The organism is Providencia sp. Marseille-Q8014, from assembly GCF_965112055.1.
Genome location: NZ_CBCOPT010000001.1, coordinates 1,475,753 through 1,500,944, shown reverse-complemented (window position 1 = coordinate 1,500,944; position 25,192 = coordinate 1,475,753). Strand labels below are relative to the sequence as shown.

Annotated in this window: 21 protein-coding genes; 2 read left to right on the top strand and 19 right to left on the bottom strand. The window is 39.5% G+C overall.

Annotated features, from left to right (window positions below):
• The first annotated feature begins 164 nt into the window (after positions 1-164).
• Positions 165-1,067 (top strand): LysR family transcriptional regulator ArgP, encoded by a 903-nt coding sequence (locus ACWPW6_RS06470; RefSeq protein WP_154624326.1) that lies wholly within the window; start codon positions 165-167, stop codon positions 1,065-1,067.
• Here ACWPW6_RS06470 and ACWPW6_RS06465 read toward each other — a convergent pair.
• From ACWPW6_RS06465 to ACWPW6_RS06450, 4 genes are all read right to left on the bottom strand, one after another.
• Positions 1,064-1,798 (bottom strand): oxidative stress defense protein, encoded by a 735-nt coding sequence (locus tag ACWPW6_RS06465; protein WP_163860911.1) that lies wholly within the window; start codon positions 1,796-1,798, stop codon positions 1,064-1,066. The genes ACWPW6_RS06470 and ACWPW6_RS06465 overlap by 4 nt on opposite strands.
• 113 nt (positions 1,799-1,911) lie before the next feature.
• Positions 1,912-2,532 (bottom strand): arginine exporter ArgO, encoded by a 621-nt coding sequence (gene argO, locus ACWPW6_RS06460; RefSeq protein WP_196713362.1) that lies wholly within the window; start codon positions 2,530-2,532, stop codon positions 1,912-1,914.
• 207 nt (positions 2,533-2,739) lie between these two features.
• Positions 2,740-3,615, bottom strand: a complete 876-nt coding sequence (gene mscS / locus ACWPW6_RS06455) for a small-conductance mechanosensitive channel MscS (protein ID WP_154622356.1) — start codon at positions 3,613-3,615, stop codon at positions 2,740-2,742.
• 147 nt (positions 3,616-3,762) lie between these two features.
• Positions 3,763-4,134, bottom strand: coding sequence for a YacL family protein (locus ACWPW6_RS06450; protein WP_154622355.1), 372 nt, complete (start codon positions 4,132-4,134; stop codon positions 3,763-3,765).
• A 216-nt stretch (positions 4,135-4,350) separates the two neighbouring features.
• On the opposite strand from ACWPW6_RS06450, the gene ACWPW6_RS06445 reads away from it, so the two are divergent.
• On the top strand, positions 4,351-4,728 hold the full coding sequence (locus tag ACWPW6_RS06445) for a VOC family protein (protein ID WP_154622354.1): 378 nt from the start codon (positions 4,351-4,353) through the stop codon (positions 4,726-4,728).
• Between the two features lie 90 nt (positions 4,729-4,818).
• Here the strand turns inward: ACWPW6_RS06445 and ACWPW6_RS06440 are convergent, their stop codons facing one another.
• The 15 genes from ACWPW6_RS06440 to nadC form a co-directional block, all read right to left on the bottom strand.
• Positions 4,819-5,175 carry a helix-turn-helix domain-containing protein gene (locus ACWPW6_RS06440; RefSeq protein WP_154622353.1) on the bottom strand — a complete coding sequence of 119 codons (357 nt, stop codon included), beginning with the start codon at positions 5,173-5,175 and terminating at the stop codon, positions 4,819-4,821.
• A gap of 78 nt (positions 5,176-5,253) precedes the next feature.
• Entirely contained in the window at positions 5,254-5,934 is a 681-nt protein-coding gene (locus tag ACWPW6_RS06435) for a fimbria/pilus chaperone family protein (RefSeq protein WP_163860910.1), read from the bottom strand.
• A 42-nt stretch (positions 5,935-5,976) separates the two neighbouring features.
• On the bottom strand, positions 5,977-8,403 hold the full coding sequence (locus ACWPW6_RS06430) for a fimbria/pilus outer membrane usher protein (RefSeq protein ID WP_163860909.1): 2,427 nt from the start codon (positions 8,401-8,403) through the stop codon (positions 5,977-5,979).
• 36 nt (positions 8,404-8,439) lie between these two features.
• Positions 8,440-9,072, bottom strand: coding sequence for a hypothetical protein (locus tag ACWPW6_RS06425; protein ID WP_154622350.1), 633 nt, complete (start codon positions 9,070-9,072; stop codon positions 8,440-8,442).
• Positions 9,073-9,097: 25 nt separating this feature from the next.
• On the bottom strand, positions 9,098-9,805 hold the full coding sequence (locus ACWPW6_RS06420) for a type 1 fimbrial protein (RefSeq protein ID WP_250000239.1): 708 nt from the start codon (positions 9,803-9,805) through the stop codon (positions 9,098-9,100).
• Between the two features lie 65 nt (positions 9,806-9,870).
• On the bottom strand, positions 9,871-10,509 hold the full coding sequence (locus ACWPW6_RS06415) for a fimbrial protein (protein WP_250000237.1): 639 nt from the start codon (positions 10,507-10,509) through the stop codon (positions 9,871-9,873).
• A 62-nt stretch (positions 10,510-10,571) separates the two neighbouring features.
• Positions 10,572-11,204 carry a DUF1120 domain-containing protein gene (locus ACWPW6_RS06410; protein WP_154635746.1) on the bottom strand — a complete coding sequence of 211 codons (633 nt, stop codon included), beginning with the start codon at positions 11,202-11,204 and terminating at the stop codon, positions 10,572-10,574.
• Between the two features lie 897 nt (positions 11,205-12,101).
• Positions 12,102-14,699, bottom strand: a complete 2,598-nt coding sequence (acnB, locus tag ACWPW6_RS06405) for a bifunctional aconitate hydratase 2/2-methylisocitrate dehydratase (protein WP_163860905.1) — start codon at positions 14,697-14,699, stop codon at positions 12,102-12,104.
• 561 nt (positions 14,700-15,260) lie between these two features.
• Complete coding sequence (locus ACWPW6_RS06400; RefSeq protein WP_154625093.1) at positions 15,261-15,614, bottom strand: VOC family protein; 354 nt, start codon at positions 15,612-15,614, stop codon at positions 15,261-15,263.
• Between the two features lie 365 nt (positions 15,615-15,979).
• Entirely contained in the window at positions 15,980-17,407 is a 1,428-nt protein-coding gene (gene lpdA, locus ACWPW6_RS06395; protein WP_154625094.1) for a dihydrolipoyl dehydrogenase, read from the bottom strand.
• A gap of 204 nt (positions 17,408-17,611) precedes the next feature.
• Complete coding sequence (gene aceF / locus ACWPW6_RS06390; protein ID WP_250000235.1) at positions 17,612-19,477, bottom strand: pyruvate dehydrogenase complex dihydrolipoyllysine-residue acetyltransferase; 1,866 nt, start codon at positions 19,475-19,477, stop codon at positions 17,612-17,614.
• A gap of 13 nt (positions 19,478-19,490) precedes the next feature.
• A complete protein-coding gene (gene aceE, locus ACWPW6_RS06385; protein ID WP_196713371.1) occupies positions 19,491-22,157 on the bottom strand; it encodes a pyruvate dehydrogenase (acetyl-transferring), homodimeric type in 2,667 nt (888 codons plus the stop codon).
• Positions 22,158-22,322: 165 nt separating this feature from the next.
• Entirely contained in the window at positions 22,323-23,093 is a 771-nt protein-coding gene (gene pdhR / locus ACWPW6_RS06380; protein ID WP_154625096.1) for a pyruvate dehydrogenase complex transcriptional repressor PdhR, read from the bottom strand.
• A gap of 604 nt (positions 23,094-23,697) precedes the next feature.
• Complete coding sequence (locus ACWPW6_RS06375; protein WP_369119982.1) at positions 23,698-23,820, bottom strand: hypothetical protein; 123 nt, start codon at positions 23,818-23,820, stop codon at positions 23,698-23,700.
• A gap of 243 nt (positions 23,821-24,063) precedes the next feature.
• Positions 24,064-24,963: a carboxylating nicotinate-nucleotide diphosphorylase gene (gene nadC, locus ACWPW6_RS06370; protein ID WP_154625097.1), complete on the bottom strand. Its 900-nt coding sequence runs from the start codon at positions 24,961-24,963 to the stop codon at positions 24,064-24,066.
• Positions 24,964-25,192: the final 229 nt, after the last annotated feature.

Genomic DNA, 25,192 nt, shown 5'->3' with positions numbered 1-25,192 from the left:
TAAATAAAGTTTGTTGAATAAGCCTATTATATAACGGACCCTTAACAAGGTCAGCTTTGTTCGTTGTATTCTGTGATTCACACATTGTCATCAATATTACAGGAGTTCTGAAATAAAATATGGCATAGTGAGTAGTAGAATAACAACAAGGAGAATACCCCCTAATGAAGCGCCCTGATTACCGCGCGTTGCAAGCACTGGATGCTGTCATTCGTGAAAGAGGATTTGAGAGAGCGGCTCAAAAACTGTGTATTACACAATCTGCGGTTTCACAGCGGATCAAACAATTAGAAAATCTATTTGGTCAACCGCTACTCGTTCGAACAGTTCCGCCACATCCCACAGAGCAAGGGCAAAAGCTATTAGCCTTACTCCATCAGGTAGAATTACTCGAAGAACAGTGGCTAGGTGACGAAAATGGGGGTTCAACGCCACTATTACTTTCACTTGCGGTCAACGCCGACAGTTTGGCCACATGGCTATTACCAGCCCTGAATCCTGTTTTAGGTAACACCCCCATTCGCTTAAACATTCAAGTGGAAGATGAGACGCGCACACAAGAGCGTTTGAGACGAGGTGAAGTCGTGGGTGCTATCAGTATCCAACCTCAAGCACTACCGGGCTGTTTAGTTGATAAGCTAGGTGCTTTAGATTATATCTTTGTTGCCTCTCCCGATTTTGCTAGCAAATACTTCCCTGAAGGGGTCACACGTTCATCATTGCTTAAAGCACCAGCCGTTGCATTCGACCACCTTGATGACATGCACCAAGCTTTTGTTCAGCAGAATTTTGGCTTATCACCCGGTAGTGTGCCCTGTCATATAGTGAACTCATCAGAGGCATTCGTACAATTAGCAAAACAGGGCTCTACTTGCTGTATGATCCCACATTTGCAAATTGCCGATGAATTAAAAAATGGTGAACTGATAGATTTAACACCGGGCCTATGTCAGCGCCGGATGCTCTATTGGCATCGTTTTGCGCCTGAGAGCCGCACGATGAAGAAAGTCACTGACGCCCTGCTCAAAACAGGACGTCAAATGTTAAAACAAGAAGATGAACTTTAGCGTTTTAATTCAAAAACCACATCAACTTGGTCATTAAAATCAATACTCTGCTGCTCATAGGTTTCATTCACATCTCTCTCTGGGGCAGCAGAGAGTGCCATTTTACCTCTGTAATTCATCACTGGTGCAGGATATGGTACCGCATCTGGCGCTCGATAATTTACGCTATATACAGGCCCTAATTGAACATTGAAGCCTTTCGCTAACGCATTCGCTTGTTCAATCGCATTTTTAATGGCTTTTTCACGTGCTTCATCGCGATATTGTTGAGGGTTATTAACACCGAACTGTACCGCATTAATTTCATTAAGGCCCGCTTTTAACGCGCCATCAAGAAGTGTATTTAATTGATCAAGTTTCGTCACTTTCACTTCAACAGAGCGAACTGCGGTGTAACCGACAATCGATGACTTTTGCGAATCTTTATCATATTCATATTTAGGCTGAGTGCGCACATTCGCGGCATTGATATCTTTTTTCTCGATACCATTTTGTTTTAAAAATTCAAAATACTCAGCGACACGCTTATCAACACCAGCCTTCGCTGCCGCGGCATCCTTTTCGGTCACTTCAACATTGATATTTAATGTGGCCATATCGGGTGCCGCTTTAATTACCGCATTACCTGATGTTGTAATATGTGGCCCTTCAGGAAGCGGATTAGCTTGTGCAATAGCTGGAACCGCAACACCAGCCATCATGGCCGCAAGAACTAGAGACTTTAACTTCACAGGACCTCCTAATAAATAATAATAAGAAAGTTGTAGTGACACATTATCTAGTCTACAACCCTGCCTAAACCTTAACACATCCTATGTGAAATTATTTTCGGATTAATAAGAAATTACCAATAACTTATCCCCTGTCTCGCTAATTGAAATGCGATGAACCACATGACCAGCCCAACAAAGAGATTAATGACCCGCTGTGAACGAGGTGTTTTTAATACAGGAGAAAACCAAGCTGCTAATAGTGACAAGGCAAAAAACCAACTAAAAGATGCGGTCAATGCTCCCGCGGTAAACCAAGGTCGTAGCTGGCTTTCTAGCTGTCCTCCTACACTACCTAACACCACAAATGTATCTAAATAAACATGAGGATTTAGCCATGTGACAGCAAATAGCGTCACCACCACTCGCCAACGACTAATGACCTTATTTTCTGCTTGAATAACCACATCATCGTGACTGATAGCTGTCCGAAATGCACCATAACCATACCAAACCAGAAATACGACACCAGCCCAAGTGATCAACTGCATTAACATTTCGGACTGACTCAATAACGCGCTTCCACCAAATACCCCCGCGACAATTAAAACGGTATCACTTAAAGCGCATAAAAATGCACTCATGATATGATATTGCTTGCGACTTCCCTGCTGTAAAACGAATGCATTTTGTGGCCCAAGAGGAAGGATCATTGCAGCCCCCAATAAAGCGCCTTGAATATAAATAGTAAACATGCATAAATTCCTAATAATTATTCATATTTTATACACGCAAATTCTAGCGAGAAAAAATTATTAGTGAAAATTATTAATTCTTATCGAACATTAGAAAAATTTATTTGGATAAATGAGTCAAAAACCGCAAGAAAAGAAGGAGAAAAGGTGAAAAAAAATGAGCCAATCCAATGAATCAGCTCATTTCTAAATAGTCTGCTAATAATCTTATTCAGCAGAATCTTTTTTTACCGCCACTGGATTTTGTTGATGCACATGCACATCCATTTGTGGGAATGGAATACCAATATCGTGCTTATCGAGTGCACGTTTAAAATTCTCCATCAGATCCCAATAGACTGGCCACGTATCACCATTTTTAGCCCAAAAGCGGACTAAATAATTTAATGAAGAAGGCGCCATTTCATGCAGACGAATCGTCACACCCTTATCATGTAAAATACGGTCATCTGCTGCGACAATATCACCTAATACTTTTTTCACTAGGTCAATATCGGAATCATAAGCAACACCCACAATGATATCGGTACGACGGTCAGGTTCGCGAGTTACGTTAATAATATTATCTGCAATAATTTTACCGTTTGGAATGACAATGATGCGGTCGTCCGCAGTTCTTAATGTGGTTGAGAAAATTTGCACATTTTGAACTGTCCCTTCTACCGCGCCGATTTGCACATATTCCCCCGCACGTAGTGGCCTAAAGACAACTAACAATACGCCAGCCGCAAAGTTACCCAGTGAATTTTGTAAAGCTAAACCAACCGCTAAACCTGCGGCACCCATAACCGCGATCACTGACGCTGTTTGAACACCAATTTTGCCAAGTACGGCAATGAAGGTAAACGCGATGATGGTATAACGCGCTATCGCAGATAAAAAATCACTCACAGTAGGGTCGATACCACGACCTACCATCACACGATGTAACCCACGCCCTACCCATTTCGCCACCATCAAACCAACAATAAGGATGATAATTGCGGAAACGATATTCACCGCATACTGAACTAACAGATCCTGATTAGCTGCAAACCAGTTGGTTGCGTCATTCAACGCCCCTGTAACATCATCAGTATTCATAGAGTCCTCTAAATTTAAATTAAATTACTTTGTATATGAAACAACCACATCTTCCAAACAGTTAATCCTATTCAGACGAATCATATCGCATCATTATTAAATAATAACGACAGTCTCCGAAATCAGACAATCAACCAAAATTAAAGTTTATTTCACTTTGTTTTCTAAAACAAATCGTCTGTATTCATTTAGCATGCTAATAAAGTCGTCAATACCACAAAAAGCGACACTTTCGTTATCATAATAACTCATGCCTTCTTCTAGTCCCTCGGTCTCAAAAGCTAATTGATTAGCACGGATCATCACTTCTTCATCATCCAATAATAATGTATATTCGTGACCGATCAGCTCCCACTGTTTTTCGCTTCCTTTGATTAATGCGTAATTAGCCTCTATTTCATCCAATAAGCTTAAATCACCTTTAACCTCTTCATTAAGCCAATGGCCAATCGCTTCATGATCCATCGAAAACTTTGCCGATATCTCACCTGTTATGTCTTGAAAAAATTGGTACTCCATAATACACCTCGAAGCAGACTCTATTATTTATAATTATACCTCTAGTTAGATATTATTGTGTCCTCTTCACTGCGCATAAAAAGAAAATTATCGACAAAATCGGCAACATTGATACATCTTTGAGCATATTGATATTAGACTAAAATCACTTTGATAACAGACAGCCTATCTATTATCAAACAACAATCACCTATAAATAATGGTAGGAACTCACAGATGATTGACTATTTAGACCACCTCGTATTAACAACAACCGATCAAAATGCCTGCATTGACTTCTATACCTCAGTACTCGGAATGGAGCTCATCACCTTTGGTACACAGCGTTATGCGTTGCAATTTGGTCAGCAAAAAATCAATATTCATCAATATGGTAAAGAATTTGAGCCGAAAGCACACTTGCCCGTTCCTGGCTCTCTCGATTTATGCTTTATTAGCAAGACACCCATTGAACAGGTGATCAAACATATTGAGAAACAAGGGGTTAAAATTATTGATGGGCCAATTAAACGAACCGGAGCGATGGGGGAAATCTTATCGATTTATGTACGTGATCCAGATTTAAATCTTATCGAAATATCAAATTATATCTAATCGTGATTCGCTACCATGCCACATGCAGTGTGGCATGATAAATCATATTGAATGTTTAACATTCGACTCGTCGTTATTAGAACAATTTATCTACTCTTTAGTTTTGAGAAAATATTGTTCTATTTCATCGTATGTTCCCAGCTTATTAAAAAGTGGCTTAAATTTAGTATAAGCTGGAAGATTATCTCTTTCTATTTGATAACGTAAATAAGCAAAAAAAGAATCGAGATCACACTCAAGGATATATAATATATGCAATAACGTATCGACAGATATCGTATTAATACCTCGTTCATAACGTGAGTATTGTTGTTGTGAAATACCCAACTTATTTGCCAGTTTGGTTCCTGACATAGTATTTTCTTTTCTTAACCTTTGAATCTCTCGACCAATAATTTGAGTAAAAAAATTTTTAGGTATCGAGCTATCTAAAATTGATTCATTCATATTATCACTTCCCTACTAAAGAGCTATAAATATCATCCTTTGATACCAACACTGATTAATCTAAAACATCATTATTAATTAGTGTTTCACTTTTACATTGACATCACTTTCAAGTTTAAATCCATAACGGCTTAACGGTGCTATTGTTATATCAGTAGCATTACCTGTTATATTGACTGCTTTATTTTCACCAGGTCTAATATAAAACTGACCTATAGAATAAGTATGGTTTCCAGGAATAACACTAAAAGAGGGTGACAATCTAATAACTTGTTTACCTTCATTTTTAAATATTAATTGCTCACCTTTTTGCGTAACAGAAAGTGCATCCCAAGGTGTCAAACTCACATTCATATTTTCAGGCATTACTAACATTGCAACATCTTGGCGAATAGGCATTTTAGCTGCATTTTCCCTTTTAGCACCTACACCTTGAAATGATGCTTTTAAAATAACTTCATCAGATAATTTAACGCCATTTTTCAAAATGAAATTAATTTGTTGGCTCTCATGAGGCTCAATACGAATGATAGGAGGCGTAATCATAATATCACCGGCCAGTTTCGTTGAGCCTTCAAGATCTTCAACTTTTGTGGATAATAAAATAGGTTCACTCCCTGTATTTTTAACGTTAAACACCTTTCTATTTTCACCCGCATCCAATATCACTGTCATTGTTTCCAACTGAAAACTGGCCATAACATTTGCGCTTATCATTAATAAGCAAACTGAACCTAAAACTGTAAGTAACTTCTTCATAAATAACCTCTACATAAAACTCATATTGAATTTAGTGATAACTTATTGGCATACGGCATCAGCTTCTTCATAAAGATTTTCAGGTGAAAAATGATCTGAGACGGTATAACTCACAATACAATCATCTGAATTCACTGAACGAAGAATTAATTCATCACCAATTTGTTCATTCGTTAAAAGCGCATTTCCATTACCCATCACCGTTCCAATATACTTTCCATTTTTATTGACAAGACTTGCACCATTAGGTGCTTCTGAACCATCTTTTAGGGTAATACTAAGTAATAGTTGTCTCATTTCCGTTGCTTTGATCTCTTTTGTGATCACACTACCTTTAGCCACCGCAACATCAAATGTGGTTGTATCAAGTCGAATATTTAATGGTAAATCTTGCGTATCAAGCTGAACGGTTGTTTTCCTATTTGTTGGTAATGCTGAAATAGCAGCAGTTCCAAAATGGTTCGTTATCGTTGTTCCACTTCCTAACGCACTAATCTTAACATTTGGCTGATTTGGAATATAAACAATGCCAAATGTATTGCTTAAAGGTAATGGTGAAGTTGCAACTAACCCATTAGAATACGCAATCGAGCCTGAAGCCGATGACATAAATGAATAAACATCATTTTCTGTCATAGAGGCATTTAGTGACAGTTGTGAATATGCATTTCTATTACTCACGCTACCATTGATACGATTAGTATCACTACTGCGACCTGCTCCTAGGGAATAATTCCATCTATCATTTGGCCGATAATGGTAATTCGCCATCAGAGTGCTACGGTCATCATAATATTGGCTTTGTAAAGTGACATTCGAGCGCTTATTTATTGGTATCGATGCATTTAAGAAATAGCGCTCCCCTTGCTCACGGCTAGATTGAAAAGAGAAATTCAACGAAATATCATAAAATTTTCGCCCATAAGCAACAGTATGACTGACCGAATCAGGTGTATTGCCATAATAATTGTTGTGGTTCAGGCTATAACTGAAACTTCCCCACGTCATATTACCCCAGCTAGCAAACAGAGAAGTCGATGACTGAAGTTCACCACTAAACCATGGCCAATCAAATCGCTCGTCTTCAATAATGGGGAGATCTTTTTGCACTGTATCATCCAACGTTGGATACTCATTACTACGATAGAGAAATGAAGTTCCTAATGATGCACCACCGCTGGAAACTGATGTATTAAAATCAATTTGGTTACCTTGCTTTTTATCATTACGGGACGCTGTCGCACTAATGCCACCACTAACCACCACGTCTGAACCGTACGACGTATTTGCTCCACCACTCATCGATTGATATTTATCTGAATAAAGCAACCCTGCTGAATAATCTATTTGCTTATACTGCGCACTTAATTCCAAGCTACCAATCAACGGTGTATCGACTTTTTGATCACGATTAACACGGCGATACTGACCAAGAGCAAATTGATAAGATAAAGGCGATAAATTATCGGTTGCTTGATTCGATGTCAGTACTTGATATCTCTGACGTTCACCATTGTCTTGAATAATAGTGACATCGACAGGCACACCACTACTAATATTATTAATTCTATTTAATTCAAATGGACCAGCCGGTACGATAGTTCGATAAAGCAGACGACCATTTTGCTGCACTTCCACTGTTGAGAGTGAATTTGCTACTCCTGTAATTGGAACAACCAAGCGGCTATTAAGCTGTAAGGCACTATCTGAATAAATTTGAACACCATTAATTGGAATACCAGAATAATAATGACCTACGCTATTTAACTGACCAACTTCGAATTGTGACTTTAATGACTCGATACTGCGCGACAGTACTGTCTCGTTAAACTGGTATTCTGAGTTTCCTTTACTTGATGAAAAGCTACTATTATTTCGTAGAACCCAATTATTCCAATTTGCGCCAGTCTCAAACTGCCCTTGATAAAAATTTTGATTATTAGTTCCATTAATCTTCATACCATAAATACGGTAATTATTGACTAAACCAAAACCCCCATAGGTCAACTCACTCCCCTGTAATTTAGGATCAAAGTTATCCTCAGAAACAATAATATCAATAATGAATTCATTTGGACGCATCACAACCTGTGAATCAGGATATACATCCTGAAAAATATGACATCGCTCACCAAGATGAGTCGATTTTAGTCTCAATGTTTTCTGCAAACTTTCATCGATACAAAGGTTACCACTATCATCTATTTTAGCATTTACAGAATAGCTATTGCTCCCATTTAATTTTATTGTGACATCATGATTACCAGGAAGAAACTTACTCCCTTGCATAAAAAAATCAGCGACTTCTTCACCATAGCCAAGCGCTTTCAATGAATCAATATCAAAGTCTACTTTTGAATTCTTATTTAACTTATCGCTATTCGATGAATAAGAGGACTCATTATAAAATATGAATATCAATGCAATAAAAAAATAGTAACATCGTGTTTTTTTATTAGTATATAACATACATGCTCATTGTTTTATTAGATGATTATTAAAACATTAAATACCAAATGAAAAAATCAACTCAGCATTACCATCCAGTTCAGCGCCATTAACAATAGGCCCATCCGTTTCTTTTAACGAATTCAGTTTAGCTGAAACGGTAATGTCTACAGAAAACACTTTTCCTGAAGCTGGCGTATTTTCTCCCAGCAGCCAGCCATAAGTTTTATTTTTTTTCACGGTCATAGAAGATGCTTTAGAGGCAGACATATTTTCACTTAAGAACATATCAGCTCTTTCATTATCAACGCTGGCATGACTTAGTGTTAATTGATAATTACCTATTTTACCCTGCCTATTAACATGACCTAAGCCAAAATAGCTTTCATTATCCATACGTGAAGAATCATGGCGATTATCGACTATTTTAAGAAACAGACTTACCGGTGTATTACATAAAACCTGCCATGTTTTTTTTACTTCTGGAATTTCTGTTAACTCATTTAATTTAAAATAACTAGCATGAAGCTGTGAAAATTGATAATTTCCATCATTCGGTGGAATAATGTCACAACTTGGTGGTATCACAGTTTCAGCCGGAATATTTTGGGCATATATTCCCTGGGCTTTTACAAAAACACTCAAAAAGCACATAAAAAACAACGTTACTTTTAATGAAATTAAACGCATAGATACGTGCCTAGTTTATTTATAATTAGATGCCAAAGTTAAATGTAACCACAGCTTCAGCGTTATAATTTACGCCATCATTTAGATTAATATTGGCTTTAGATAAGTCAGTTCTTGAATTAATAAACGCACCACCTTGTTTAAATGATACGGAAAAGACTTTCCCAGGAACGAGTGATTCTTGAAACTCAGATGTATCAACAGTTTCCTTTGCTACATTAGCCCAGCCATAATATTCATCTTTGGTCAGTGTATTGTCTCTAATCCCAGAAGTGGGCTTTATATTGCTATAAAGGCGACGAGCATAAACAGCCTTGTTATCTACTTCTAGATCCTCAAGTAAAAAATACACTCCACCCAGGGCTTGAGGCTCCCCCACATTAAAACGGAAATAGATATGACCGTATGATGACTTTAACGGAGTAGCCGGTAAGTTTAAGCTTTGGTATGTATCATTCGCCATAAACGTTAAATAGGTTGTTGCGTCACATGTCACTGTTACCGTGTTTTTAACTAATGATTCGTTAGGGAATATATACATATCAGATACCGGTATGACATCAAGAGATAATTTCCCCATATCATAAATAATATCTGTTTTTTCCATCCCATTAACTAAACATGTTGGTGGCTTAATATCGCCATTAACTTTTAAGTTTGCATTAATATCACCATAACTCATACCTGAAACTAATAATGGAAATAGTGTAATGCATTTTGTCAACTTATTCATGAATAAATCAATAACCTCAGTCACTTACATAATAGATAGAATACATAATTAACTTCAGCATTAGATTAAATAGAAAAACTAAACGCTAAAGTGGCATGGCCATCTAAAGACACATCACCAGAAAAATCCTTTAAAGCACCATTTAATACCGGTATTACTTCAAAATCAGCCGCAAAAATTTGTGCAGCAGCTAATTGCCCAAACTTAGATGCCCAAAATATTTTCCTTCCAAAATTGACGCCTAATTGTGTAGCGTTAAAATCTGAATCAGATGAAATACCGACTTTAGTTTCCTCAGCATCGTTGTTTGCTTTCGTTGTCGCATTTTTCATCTTAATCGAATAATAACCAATGTTTTTGCTATCATCAGCGCCATACTTACCTAAACCAAATAAATTAGCAGAACCTTTGAGTAAAACACTATCGCTACGATTATCTGTCGCAATAAAATTTAAAATTGTTGTAGCATCACAAACTATTTCAATACGTTTAGTTTCTGGTGTTAAACGTAAATTACCCGTTGTAGGAAACATTTGTGGAGATACCGTAAATTTATATTCAATATCACTTTCATCTCCATTATTAATACTACACGTTGGTGGTTTTACTGTTCCCATAATTTTTAAATTTGCATCAACATCAGCATAGCTTGCACTTAAAAAAAATAATGGTAATAACGCTACATATTTCACTGAATTGTTCATCTTTATCCGTAACCTTATTCAGTAAGGTAGGCCCCACAAGGCCCACCTTTATCTATGTAAAATTAAATAGAAAAACCAAATGACAATGTTGTATGACCATCTAAAGATACATCACCAGAATAGTTCTTTAGTTCTGCACTTAATGTTGGTTTCACTTCAAAGTCAGCTGCAAAAATTTGTGCAGCTGCAGGTACCTGTGAGGCTAATCCCCAAGATGCTTTTCTATTTTTCATTACTGAAAGCTCAGTTGCATTATAGGCTGTTCCAACTAACACACCTACTTTCTTTTCTGTTGCATCAGCATTTGCTTTGGTCGTTGCATTTTTCATAGCGATAGTATAAAAACCAATGTTTTTATCATTATCAGTACCATATTTACCTAAACCAAAGTTAGTATTTCCTACCGTCATAACGCTATCACTACGATTATCTGTAGCATCAAAACTTAAATAGGTTGTTGCATCACAGACTATTTCAATTCTTTTAGATTCAGGAGGTAAAACTAAAGCACCAGTAGCAGGGAACATCTGTGGTGCAACATCAAATTTATATTCCACATCAATTTCATTTTGATTATTAATAGTACATGTCGGTGGTGTTATTGAACCTGTTACTTTTAAATTAGCAACTGGAGCAGATAAAGCTGCACATGAAACAGAAATTAACGACAATGCACATAAAGTTTTCTTAAACATTTTTTTGACCTTTAATTTAATATAAAAAATAAAAACAAAACCCTAGCTAATAATGAATATCAGCCATTAATAAGACTACATAATCAGTAATAAAAATTACTTTCATCCAATAAAGATTATATTCAGACACTCATTAAATTTTAATAACAAATAAAACATCACTCTTTTTTAGATGGCTTATAAACAATGAAAATTTAATGAATAAGATTTATCTCACCTTCAAATTTATTAATTCCCCTACTGCTTCACAGATGCAAACATTATAGGCAATTTATACACCAATTCATATTACACCTAATAGACGTAAAACCTAGATAGACAGATACAAAAACAAATGTAACAAAAAATTTCATCATGAAAAACAGGACAATATACTACTTTCTTAATTTCACACACCATCCCATCTAGTTTATAAAATTAAAAGTGACGTATTATGAATAAAAAAAATAATATTAAACTCTTTATTTATTTTTATTTAACAGTTGTTAATATTTACTAACAAATTATACGCAAATGGAGTGTATAATTATCGATAAAAACATACATATATTTAAATTCAATATATTTAATTATATTTATCAATGAGATAGAAAGGTCATATATCATTACTTTATTTATCAGATGTGAGAGTAACATTATTATATTGACTATTTTAGTCATTCAAAATAAGACGGTATTTGTAATAACACTAACAATTTATTAAATTCATGTTCTTTATTATTTAATCGAATAATGATGAATTCGATAAATTTTATATTTATAAATTAACTTATCTAATAGGATAACTTCATCCTTTCTCTATTACTGCTGTACATAAAATAGGTAATTAATATCATTTTTAGAGTAAAAAAAAGCCCCGAAATAAATTCGAGGCTGTTACTTTCTTCCAGATGAAAACTACACGGCGGTTTGGAAAATCACGCCATCAGCCTTCTCGGTATACTGTTCTAACTGATCAAAGTTTAAGTAACGATAAGTATCAGCAGCAGTCTCATCAACTTTATCCATAAACTGCAAGTACTCTGAAGGCGTTGGTAAGCGACCTAATAGAGACGCTACAGCGGCTAATTCAGCAGAGGCTAAGAATACATTAGCGCCTGTACCTAATCGGTTAGGGAAATTACGTGTTGAAGTTGATACAACTGTTGCACCATCGGCAACACGCGCTTGGTTCCCCATGCATAACGAGCAGCCAGGAACTTCGATACGCGCCCCGCTCTTACCAAACACACTGTAATAACCTTCTTCGGTTAATTGCGCTGCATCCATCTTAGTTGGCGGAGCAACCCATAGGCGTGTCGGTAACTGACCTTTATGCTGATCGAGCAATTTACCTGCTGCACGGAAATGGCCAATGTTAGTCATGCAAGAACCAATGAAGACTTCATCGATTTTTTCATTTTGCACATCAGACAGTAAGCGAGCATCATCAGGATCGTTCGGTGCACATAAAATTGGTTCTTTAATTTCATTAAGATCAATTTCAATCACCGCGGCATATTCAGCATCAGCATCAGCTTCTAACAATTGTGGATCGGCTAACCAGCTTTCCATGCCTCTAATACGACGCTCAATCGTACGACGATCGCCATAACCTTCAGATATCATCCATTTCAATAGAACAATATTTGATTGCAGATATTCAATGATTGGCGCTTTATCCAGTTTAATCGTACAGCCTGCGGCAGAACGTTCAGCAGAGGCATCTGCTAGTTCAAAAGCTTGCTCGACTTTCAGCTCAGGTAAACCTTCAATTTCTAGAATACGGCCCGAGAAAATGTTTTTCTTACCTTTTTTCTCAACCGTCAATAAACCATCTTTGATTGCATATAGCGGGATCGCATGCACCAGATCACGCAAAGTGATCCCCGGCTGCATTTCACCTTTAAAACGCACCAATACTGACTCTGGCATATCAAGCGGCATGACGCCCGTTGCAGCAGCAAATGCCACTAGGCCAGAACCGGCAGGGAAAGAAATACCAATTGGGAAACGTGTATGTGAGTCACCACCTGTACCAACTGTATCAGGCAACAGCATACGGTTTAGCCATGAGTGGATGATACCATCCCCCGGACGTAGGGAAACACCACCACGGTTCATAATAAAATCAGGGAGCGTATGGTGAGTTGTCACATCGACAGGTTTTGGATAAGCCGCAGTATGACAGAATGACTGCATAACCAAATCAGCGGAGAAGCCTAGACATGCTAAATCTTTCAGCTCATCGCGAGTCATTGGACCCGTAGTATCTTGCGAGCCAACAGAAGTCATTTTCGGTTCACAGTATTCACCAGGGCGAATACCAGGACGACCACAAGCACGACCTACCATTTTTTGCGCTAAAGAGAAGCCACGATGACTTTGTGCAACAGATTTAGCGTGACGGAATACTTTGGTTGGTTCTAAGCCGAGAGATTCACGGGCTTTGGCTGTCAAACCACGACCAATAATCAGAGGAATACGGCCACCAGCACGAACCTCATCAATTAAAACATCCGTTTTCAGTGCAAATGTTTCAAGTAATTCACCCGTTTCATGGTGACGAACTTCACCTTTATAAGGATAGATATCAATGACATCACCCATATTCAGCTTAGACACATCGACTTCGATCGGCAGTGCACCCGCATCTTCCATCGTGTTAAAGAAGATTGGGGCAATTTTGCCACCAAGTACCACGCCACCACCACGTTTGTTTGGTACAAATGGAATGTCGTCACCCATAAACCATAGCACTGAGTTAGTCGCTGACTTACGAGAGGAGCCCGTACCAACAACATCACCCACATAAGCTAAAGGAAAACCTTTCTCGCTCAAAGCTTCGATTTGTTTAATTGGACCAACATTACCCGCATCATCAGGTTCAATACCATCACGTGGGTTTTTCAACATGGCTAGCGCATGCAATGGAATATCTGGGCGTGACCAAGCATCTGGTGCAGGGGAAAGATCATCGGTGTTTGTTTCACCAGTTACCTTAAATACGGTCACGGTTAATTTTTCGGCGAGCTCTGGGCGTTCTAAGAACCATTCTGCATTTGCCCAAGATTCTATAACTTGTTTGGCGTATTCATTTCCGGCTTTCGCTTTTTCTTCAACATCATAGAAGTTATCAAACATCAGCAGAGTATGTGACAGTGCTTTAGCGGCTATTGGCGCAAGCTTCGCATCGTCTAACGCTTCAATGAGTGCATGAATATTGTATCCGCCCTGCATTGTACCAAGCAGCTCAATCGCTTTTTCAGGGGAGATAAGAGGTGAGGCGGTTTCGCCTTTCGCGATAGCCGCTAAAAAGCCGGCTTTAACATAAGCTGCTTCGTCAACACCAGGGGGCACACGGTTGGTCAGCAGGTCTAACAGGAAATCTTCTTCACCTTTAGGTGGGTTTTTCAGTAGTTCTACTAGTGCAGCTACTTGTGCAGCATCTAATGGCTTAGGGACAATCCCTTGAGCGGCACGCTCGGCTACGTGCTTACGGTAATCTTCTAGCACGACGTTCTCCTCGCTTCATTGTAATTTATATACCCGGCTGTCTGCACCATCTTGAAAAAACATCATCCGGTGCCAGGTCAGAGGAATTTGCTCGCATAATCTCAATGGCAGTAAAATTATGTCCAGCTTCGGGCACTCAGCATAGCAGAGTTTAAATAGAATGTTAATTCATTCACAAGAAAGCAACATACTTCTACTTACTTTAGGCCCTAATCATCTATTACAGGTTGTTTTTAGTTTAAGATTCTATAATCAGTCACAAAAAGCAGATATAAACTCTAGTTAATTCAAGGTGCAGCTAGGCGACCAGTGAATCAGCCGCAAGGGGCATCAAACCCCGATGAAGAGCATGACAACACCTTAATTAAAAGCGCACAACTGGCAGTAGAGCCTATAGCCACACTTTTTATAATGCATTTATACCGTTAACGCACCCTCTTTTGTGCCCTTTTTCATTAGTTATCACAAATTATATCTTTTATCGTAATTTTATTTATCTCTCTAATTGATAAGGAAAATCATTACGATTGGTCATAATTTTTTTAACGGTTTTAATTGATTTTATTGCCCTTTTAAACCAATTAAATTACCAAACGGATCTTCAAGCTGACACATTCGGTTGTTACCATCGATTCGCATTGGTCCTCGGTATAGTTTCGCACCTAAAGTGATTAGATGTTTCATTGCAGCATCTAAAGATGCAGTTTGCCAATAAAGCACGGTTCCCCGCTTACCTTCTCTGACCTTTTCATCCGCTTGCACAATTTCAATGGTGAAATTCCCTATATGCAATAACGTAAAATCAAACTCAGGGAGATACTCGGCTACCGCTTGCGAAAAAGCTTGCTGGTACCAAGCTAAGCCTACGGAAACATTAGGAACATGAATTAAAATTGCAGCGGGTATCAGTTTCATGGCATTTGCTTATTGATATACGTTATAAGGATTAATCTACACTCTAAATAATTCGAGGTGCAACTATGTGACTAGTGTGAGTGAGCGCAGTCAGCAACGCTGCGACTTGAAGTATAAGCGTAATTAGCGCAAAGAATGTAATATTTCATGAGCCAAATACGCATTATCATTAATATTGATTTATCTTTCACTCTTAAAGACGCTTTTTATTTAAGAAAACTATTTAAATGAATATGATAATCACCCAAAAAATATAACTACCTATATACAAAAGCAAAAAGCCAATGTGCTTCCACATTGGCTTCTATCTACTTTACTGATAAACAGCGAATTAAAAAGGCTGTTTACCAAAGCGACTTAAGAAATTATTTTTTCTTTTTCGCTTTAGCGTTTGGTAAGTCAGTAATGCTACCTTCGTAGATTTCTGCCGCCATACCAATTGATTCATACAGTGTTGGGTGAGCATGGATAGTTAATGCGATATCTTCTGCATCACAACCCATTTCAATTGCTAGGCCAATTTCACCTAACAGTTCGCCACCGTTAACACCAACAACCGCACCACCGATAACACGGTTAGATTGCTTGTCGAAAATCAGTTTGGTCATACCTTCTGAACAGTCTGAAGCAATTGCACGACCTGAAGCAGCCCAAGGGAATGTTGCGACTTCATAGCTGATGTTTTTCTCTTTCGCTTCTTTCTCTGTTAGACCTACCCATGCAACTTCTGGCTCAGTGTAAGCGATAGATGGGATAACTTTTGGATCGAAATAGTGTTTCAAGCCAGAGATAACTTCAGCTGCCACGTGCCCTTCATGAACACCTTTGTGTGCCAGCATTGGTTGACCAACGATGTCACCGATAGCAAAAATATGAGGAACATTCGTGCGCATTTGCTTATCGACATGGATGAAACCACGGTCATCAACTTCGACGCCAGCTTTACCTGCATCAAGGTTTTTACCATTTGGTACACGGCCGATTGCAACAAGCACAGCGTCATAACGTTGTGGTTCAGCAGGTGCTTTTTTACCTTCCATAGAAACATAGATGCCGTCTTCTCTTGCTTCAACAGCCGTCACTTTTGTTTCTAATAGTAAGTTGAATTTTTTACTAATTTGTTTGGTGAATACTTTAACCACATCTTTGTCAGCCGCAGGGATGACTTGGTCAAACATTTCAACAACATCAATTTGAGAACCCAGAGCATGATACACAGTCCCCATTTCCAGACCGATGATACCACCACCCATAACTAACAAACGCTCTGGAACTTCTTTCAGTTCTAGTGCATCCGTTGAATCCCAAATACGTGGATCTTCATGAGGAATAAATGGTAACTGAATAGGACGTGAACCCGCAGCTATGATCGCATTATCAAAGTTGATCGTTGTGCTACCGTTTTCGCCTTCAACAACCAGTGTGTTAGCACCAGTAAATTTACCAAGACCGTTAACAACGTTCACTTTACGGCCTTTTGCCATACCAGCCAAACCACCTGTCAGCTGATTAATAACTTTTTCTTTCCACAGGCGAACTTTGGAAATATCCGTTTTTGGCTCACCAAAAACAATACCATGTTCAGCGAGGGCTTTAGCCTCTTCAATCACTTTAGCTACATGCAATAGTGCTTTAGAAGGGATACAACCAACGTTCAAACAAACTCCACCCAGAGTTGAATAACGTTCAACTAAAACAGTATCTAAACCTAAGTCAGCGCAACGGAAAGCCGCAGAATACCCTGCAGGGCCTGCACCAAGTACCACTACTTGGGCTTTAATTTCAGTACTCATCATGACCTCTTTTTGTTTTGTCCAGCGGGCTGCCGAAAAAACGAATTATTCCACCGGAAAATACACACCGCGAGCAGTTTACAGAATTGTTAACATCCTGAAAAGGCTCATTACGTGACGTGACTCGCAACGTTTCGGATGAACAGTAAAAAATTCTGCCCCAGCCTAAATAAAACAGACCGGCCTATTAGCCGGTCTTATTTATTACATCACCAGTCGGCGAATATCGCTCATCAATTGACCTACTAAGGTGATAAAGCGAGCACCATCAGCACCGTCAATCACACGATGGTCGAATGAAAGTGACATTGGTAGCATTAAACGAGGTACAAACTCACTGCCATTCCATACTGGTTTCATGGAAGAGCGAGATAGCCCCATAATAGCTACTTCAGGCGCATTAACAATTGGTGCGAAACCAGTTGTTCCGATACCACCAAGGCTAGAAATCGTGAAGCATCCGCCCTGCATATCAGAAGCCGTCAATTTACCTGCACGTGCTTTCTTAGAAACTTCCATCAGTTCGCGAGAAAGTTCCATGATGCCTTTTTTGTTCACATCTTTGATAACAGGAACAACAAGACCGTTAGGTGTATCAACCGCGATACCAATGTTGATATATTTCTTCATGAATAGGCGTTGCCCATCTTCAGAAATAGAGCTATTGAAACGTGGCATTTCTTCAAGCGCACGAGCCACAGCTTTCATGATAAACACCAGTGGGGTAATTTTAACACCTAGCTGTTTCTTCTCTGCTTCTTTGTTCTGCTGCTTACGGAACTCTTCAACATCAGTAGTATCAACGTCTTCCATCAGCGTAACGTGAGGGATCATGACCCAGTTACGGCTCAGGTTAGCACCGGAGATTTTTTGGATACGGCCCAGTTCAACTTCTTCAACTTCACCAAACTTGCTGTAATCCACTTTTGGCCATGGCAGCATACCTGGCAGGCCACCACCCGCTGCGGCAGGCGCTTCAGCACGTTTGATCGCATCTTTAACGTAAGATTGCACATCTTCACGCAAAATACGACCTTTACGACCAGTACCTTTTACCTTAGCAAGGTTAACCCCAAACTCACGAGCTAAACGGCGAATAACTGGTGTCGCATGAACATAAGCCTCGTTTTCAACGAATTCATTCTTGCTATCAGCCGCTTTCGCTGGCGCTGCCGCAGGTGCCGGAGCCGATGATGCAGGAGCCGGAGCTGGAGCCGCAGAGGCTGCTGCCGCTGGTGCTGCACCTGCCACTTCAAAGGTCATGATCAGCGAGCCAGTTTTCACCTTATCACCTGTTGCGATCTTAATTTCTTTGACTGTACCTGCAAATGGAGCAGGAACTTCCATTGACGCTTTATCGCCTTCAACAGTGATGAGTGACTGTTCTTCTGTAACAGTATCGCCAACTTTAACCATGATTTCAGTGACTTCAACTTCATCACCACCGATATCTGGTACATTCACATCTTTAATTGCAGAAGCTGCTGGAGCAGGTGCGGATGCTGACGCTGCTGGTGCAGGTGCTGCCGCTGGTGCAGAACCGGCGACTTCAAAGACCATAATTAGCGACCCAGTTTTCACCTTATCACCTGTTGCGATCTTAATTTCTTTGACCGTACCTGCAAATGGAGCAGGAACTTCCATAGACGCTTTATCGCCTTCAACAGTGATGAGTGACTGTTCTTCTGTAACAGTATCGCCAACTTTAACCATGATTTCAGTGACTTCAACTTCATCACCACCAATATCAGGTACGGATACTTCTTTTAACTCAGCAGCAGCTGCCGCCGCCGCTGGTGCAGCCGGAGCCTCAGCAAGAGCCGCTGGAGCGGCACCTTCTGCTGATTCAAATACCATAATTAATTTACCGGTGGTAACTTTGTCACCAACTGCAATTTTAATTTCTTTAACCACACCCGCTTGTGGAGATGGTACTTCCATAGAAGCTTTATCACCTTCAACAGTGATAAGTGATTGCTCTGCTTCTACTTTATCACCAACTTTGACCATCACTTCGGTGACTTCAACTTCATCAGCACCGATATCAGGCACTTGGATTTCAATAGACATTGATTCTTACCTCTTATGCCAGACGTGGGTTAACTTTTTCTGGGTTGATGTTGTATTTTTTAATCGCTTCTTCAACGACGTTAACATCAATCTCACCACGTTTAGCCAATTCACCTAGCGCCGCAACGATTACATAAGATGTATCCACTTCAAAGTGGTGACGTAGGTTTTCACGGCTGTCAGAACGACCGAAACCATCAGTACCCAATACACGATAATCGCTTGCTGGGATGAAAGTACGAATCTGTTCTGCAAACAGTTTCATATAGTCAGTTGATGCAACAGCTGGCGCATCATTCATCACTTGAGCAACATAAGGTACACGTGGTGCTTCAGATGGGTGCAGCATATTCCAACGCTCACAATCTTGACCATCACGCGCCAACTCAGTGAACGAGGTTACGCTATAGATATCAGAACCGATACCGTATTCAGTCGACAGCACGTTAGCCGCTTCGCGAACATGGCGCATCATTGAACCAGAACCTAACAGCTGAACTTTACCTTTACTACCTTCAATTGAAGCCAGTTTATAGATACCTTTGCGGATACCTTCTTCAACACCTTCTGGCATCGCTGGCATATGATAGTTTTCATTCAGAGTCGTGATGTAATAGTACACGTTCTCTTGTTTCTCACCATACATACGCTCTAAACCGTCCTGCATAATGACTGCAACTTCATAAGCATAAGCAGGGTCATAAGAGATACAGTTAGGGATAGTCAGTGATTGAATATGGCTATGACCATCTTCGTGTTGTAAGCCTTCACCATTTAAAGTTGTACGGCCTGAAGTACCACCAATCAAGAAACCACGAGCTTGTTGGTCACCCGCTGCCCACAATAGGTCGCCGATACGTTGGAAACCAAACATGGAGTAGTAGATGTAGAATGGGATCATCGGCAGGTTATTCGTGCTGTAGGATGTTGCAGCCGCTAACCATGATGCACCTGCACCCAGTTCGTTAATCCCTTCTTGTAGGATCTGGCCTTTAGAGTCTTCTTTATAGTAAGCCACTTGCTCACGATCCTGAGGCGTATACTGCTGACCTTTCGGGCTATAGATACCAATTTGACGGAACAGACCTTCCATACCGAAAGTCCGTGCTTCGTCAGCAATGATTGGGACTAAACGATCTTTGATAGAGTTGTTTTTCAACATCACGTTTAACGCACGAACAAATGCGATAGTGGTTGAAATTTCTTTTGATTGCTCTTCTAGCAATTGGCTGAAATCAGACAATGTAGGGATTTCTAATTTCTCATCAAAGTGAGTACGACGCGCTGGCAGATAACCGCCTAATGCTTGACGACGCTCATGCAGATATTTGTATTCTTCAGAATCTTTTTCAAACGTAACATATGGCAGTTTTTCGAGTTGATCATCAGCCACTGGCACGTTGAACTGATCACGGAAGTGACGAACGCCATCCATGTTCATTTTTTTCACTTGGTGAGCAATGTTTTTACCTTCTGCTGTTTCACCCATACCATAACCTTTAATGGTTTGAGCTAAAATAACAGTTGGTTTACCTTTAGTATCTGCTGCTTTTTTAAATGCGGCATAGACTTTCTTCGGGTCATGACCACCACGGTTCAGAGCCCAAATCTCATCATCAGTCATGTCTTTAACTAATGCAGCCGTCTCTGGGTAACGATTAAAGAAGTGCTCGCGAACGTATGCACCATCACGTGATTTAAAGGTCTGATAGTCACCATCAAGGGTTTCGTTCATCAATTGGACAAGTTTACCGCTAGTATCTTTACGTAGCAGCTCATCCCAACGATCACCCCACATAACCTTAATAACTTGCCAGCCAGCACCGCTAAAGATACCTTCTAGCTCATTAACAATTTTGCCGTTACCTGTTACAGGGCCATCTAAACGCTGCAAGTTACAGTTAATAACGAATACGAGGTTATCTAGCTTATCGCGAGTTGCGATAGTGATTGCACCTTTAGATTCTGGCTCATCCATCTCACCATCACCTAAGAATGCATAGACTCTTTGTGCAGAAGTATCTTTCAAACCGCGGTTATCAAGATATTTCAAGAATTTAGCTTGATAGATTGCGTTAATTGGACCAAGACCCATTGACACTGTTGGGAATTGCCAGAAATCAGGCATCAGTTTAGGGTGAGGATAAGAAGATAGACCTTTACCACCAATTTCTTGACGGAAATTGTTCATCTGCTCTTCAGTTAAGCGCCCTTCTAAGAATGCACGAGCGTAAATTCCTGGAGAAATATGACCTTGGAAGAAGACCAAATCCCCGCCATCATTATTGTTATGAGCGCGGAAGAAATGGTTAAAGCAAACTTCATATAAAGTCGCTGAAGACTGGTATGATGCCATATGGCCACCCAGTTCCAAATCTTTCTTAGAAGCACGCAGTACAGTCATCACTGCGTTCCAACGAATTGCGGAGCGAATACGGCGCTCCAAATCCATGTTACCAGGGTATGCAGGCTCGTCTTCAACAGCAATTGTGTTGATATAATCAGAACTACCAGATGCACCAGCAGCAATGTTTACACCGCCTTTACGCGCTTCGCTCAATACCTGTTCGATAATGAACTGAGCACGATCAACACCTTCTTCACGGATGACCGATTCAATCGCCTGTAGCCAGTCGCGAGTTTCAATCGGATCCACGTCATTTTTCAACATATCTGACATGGTGTATTCCTTATCTGTTATCTATTTTTTAATGTTTATGTGGAGCCTATCTTCGCGCTACTTTGCAGAAAATAGCGGGAAGATAGGCCCTGCTGTTGTTGCCGCTAGAACTCTCACAGAGAGTAGTCACAGTAATACAGACGCAGCAGTCAGTAATCTGCATTACTAATTTAATTCAGGATGTTGTTGCAACCGACGTAAAGAGCGTTCACGTCTTGTTTGTTCACGGCTAATATCCAAAAGTAACTCTTCAATAAATGCTAAATGACGATGAGAAGCTTCTCTTGCCTTCTCAGGTTCTCTTGCCATTATAGCGGAGAATATCTGAGCACGATGTTCACTAACTGCTTTATACATTTCTTTACGGGTATATAAAAACTCAAAGTTCTGACGAATATTCTGTTCCAACATCGGCACCATACAGCGTAATAAGTGCAGTATGACTACATTATGTGCTGCTTCTGTGACAATAAGTTGATATTGCAAAACCGCATTAGATTCCGCATCAATATCCCCACTTTGTTGAGCTTTTATGATCAATTCATAACTTTGTCGAATACGTTCTAAATCCTCATCAGTACCGCGTAATGCGGCATAATAAGCCGCTATACCTTCAAGGGCATGACGAGTTTCAAGAAGATCGAATTGAGATTCTGGATTACCGGTAAGGAGTTCGGTTAGTGGGTCACTAAAACTTTGCCACATTTGTTTTTGAACATACGTACCACCACCTTGACGGCGTGATAATAGCCCTTTGGCTTCGAGGGTTTGGATAGCTTCACGTACTGATGGCCGAGAAACGTCGAACTGTTTTGCCAGTTCACGCTCAGGAGGCAGCTTTTCGCCGGGGCGTAATGTCCCTTCGAAAATAAGATGCTCGAGGCGCTGCTCGATGACATCCGATAATTTTGGTTGGCGAATTTTACCGTAAGCCATAACCTGCCATGATCATTAGTGATTAATTATTGATTAGGTATCACTCAGTGTTAATTGGTAATACCAATTTCATTATGGATTAATAAAGTAACAAAGTATTCACTAACTGTCCATAAAGACCTTGCGCTAAATCATAAAATCCTGCAAATTTTAACAGATTTTTTTAAAGTTTAGCATGTTTTGATAACCAATTCGCCTATCACAAACACGTCGATTTAACATTTCTATCGAATTTATATGCTTAAACAAAGAAGCTGAAACGATATAGTTGCAGATATTTGGAATTTAAATTCATAAAAAATGAATATTCTCTCACTACTCTCAATCAAAGCGATACGCGCAAGAAACATACATGAGTTGGAGTGAAGAATATCGCTAACTATTCATACTATTTGTTGTTTTACTCAATATAAGAGTTGTATGGATTCACTAAAATAGCAAAATTTAACCATACAAAAATCTACAAGCAACCCGATTACATCGTATTCAGACAAGAATGCAGCCCAAAGCGTAGCCGTGTCGTTATTTTAAGCTCTCTCCACACAGATAAGCCAAAATGTCGTTTAACACCCTGAAATAAATATGCACTCTGCTTATAACTTGGTCAATCGGTCAGTCGGTTAACCGGTTGGTTGATTGGTTGATTGGTTGATTGGTTGATTGGTTGATTGGTTGATTGGTTGATTACAATAGAAATAAAATCAACATCGTCAACGCATTTTGTCATGCTCAATGTTCCTTCCCTAGAAAGTCACTTCAGTGCACCAGTAAAACAATCAGTCGGCACCGTCTCTATTAAATAACGATATAGAAATCGAGGCTCACTCGATGACACCAAAGCCAGAAAATAAGGCACTTTCTCGCTTTGGTCATTCTCTTACCTAGCCATCAAGGACGAGAGTTTTGCTGTATATACAGAAGGTTAAAATTCATAAATAGGTTAAATCTACTTCCATCTATCAGTGCTTACTTATTTTTCTTCCGCAAAACGCATCGATAGATCCATCGCTTTAATGTGTTTCGTGAGCGCACCGACAGAAATGAAATCAACGCCTGTTTCTGCAAACTCTTTGATCGTGTCTAATGTTACATCTCCTGACACTTCGAGGGCGGCTTTACCAGCCGTTAGCACCACGGCTTCTTTCATCATATTAACGGTAAAGTTATCGAGCATGATGATATCTGCATCTACTTTTAATGCTTGCAGTAATTCATCTAAATTTTCAACCTCAACTTCAATTGGCACTTCAGGATGAGCTTGTCGTGCCAACGTGACAGCTTTAGCTACTGAGCCAGCAGAAATAATATGGTTTTCTTTAATTAAATAAGCATCTGATAAACCAAGTCTATGGTTATATCCTCCTCCCATTAATACTGCATATTTTAAAGCGCTTCTTAGCCCTGGAATAGTTTTACGCGTATCTAAGAGTTTTGCTTTAGTGCCTTCAAGTTGTGCCACATATTGCGCGGTGACCGTGGAAACAGAAGACAACGTTTGAATAAAATTTAAGGCCGTTCTTTCACCAGTCAATAGGATGTGCGAAGGACCTGACATTTCACAAAGTAGCTGGTTTGGAACCACTTTATCACCATCATTAACATGCCATGTGATATCGATTTGCCCACCAAGCTGCTTAAATACTTCCTCTAACCATTTTTGACCACAAAACACACCATCTTCTCTCGTGATAATACGAGCAGTTGCGCGGGCTGCTGGCTGTAACAATTGCCCCGTGATGTCTTGTCGAACATCTACAATTTGGCCAAGGTCTTCTTTTAATGCATGAGTGACCATAAAAGGAATATCAGTATTTAATTTTTCAAACAGTGCTTCACGTCTTTGATTTTCGTCATAACGCCTTGTCGCCATCAATAAACTCCAATACCTGTATGTGCAATTCGCCATCTATCCTGTCACTTCAAGGCACATGGCATGTGTGATAAACCTATCTCTCGCTTAATCAACCAAATTACTTTAGCATCTTCTTCGCTTTAACAAAAAAAACACGTTATTGAATACAAACATACAACTCGAATTATTCTATGTATATGCTAATCTTTCTTCCTCACAGCGATGTTTGCAAATGAAGAATAGATAG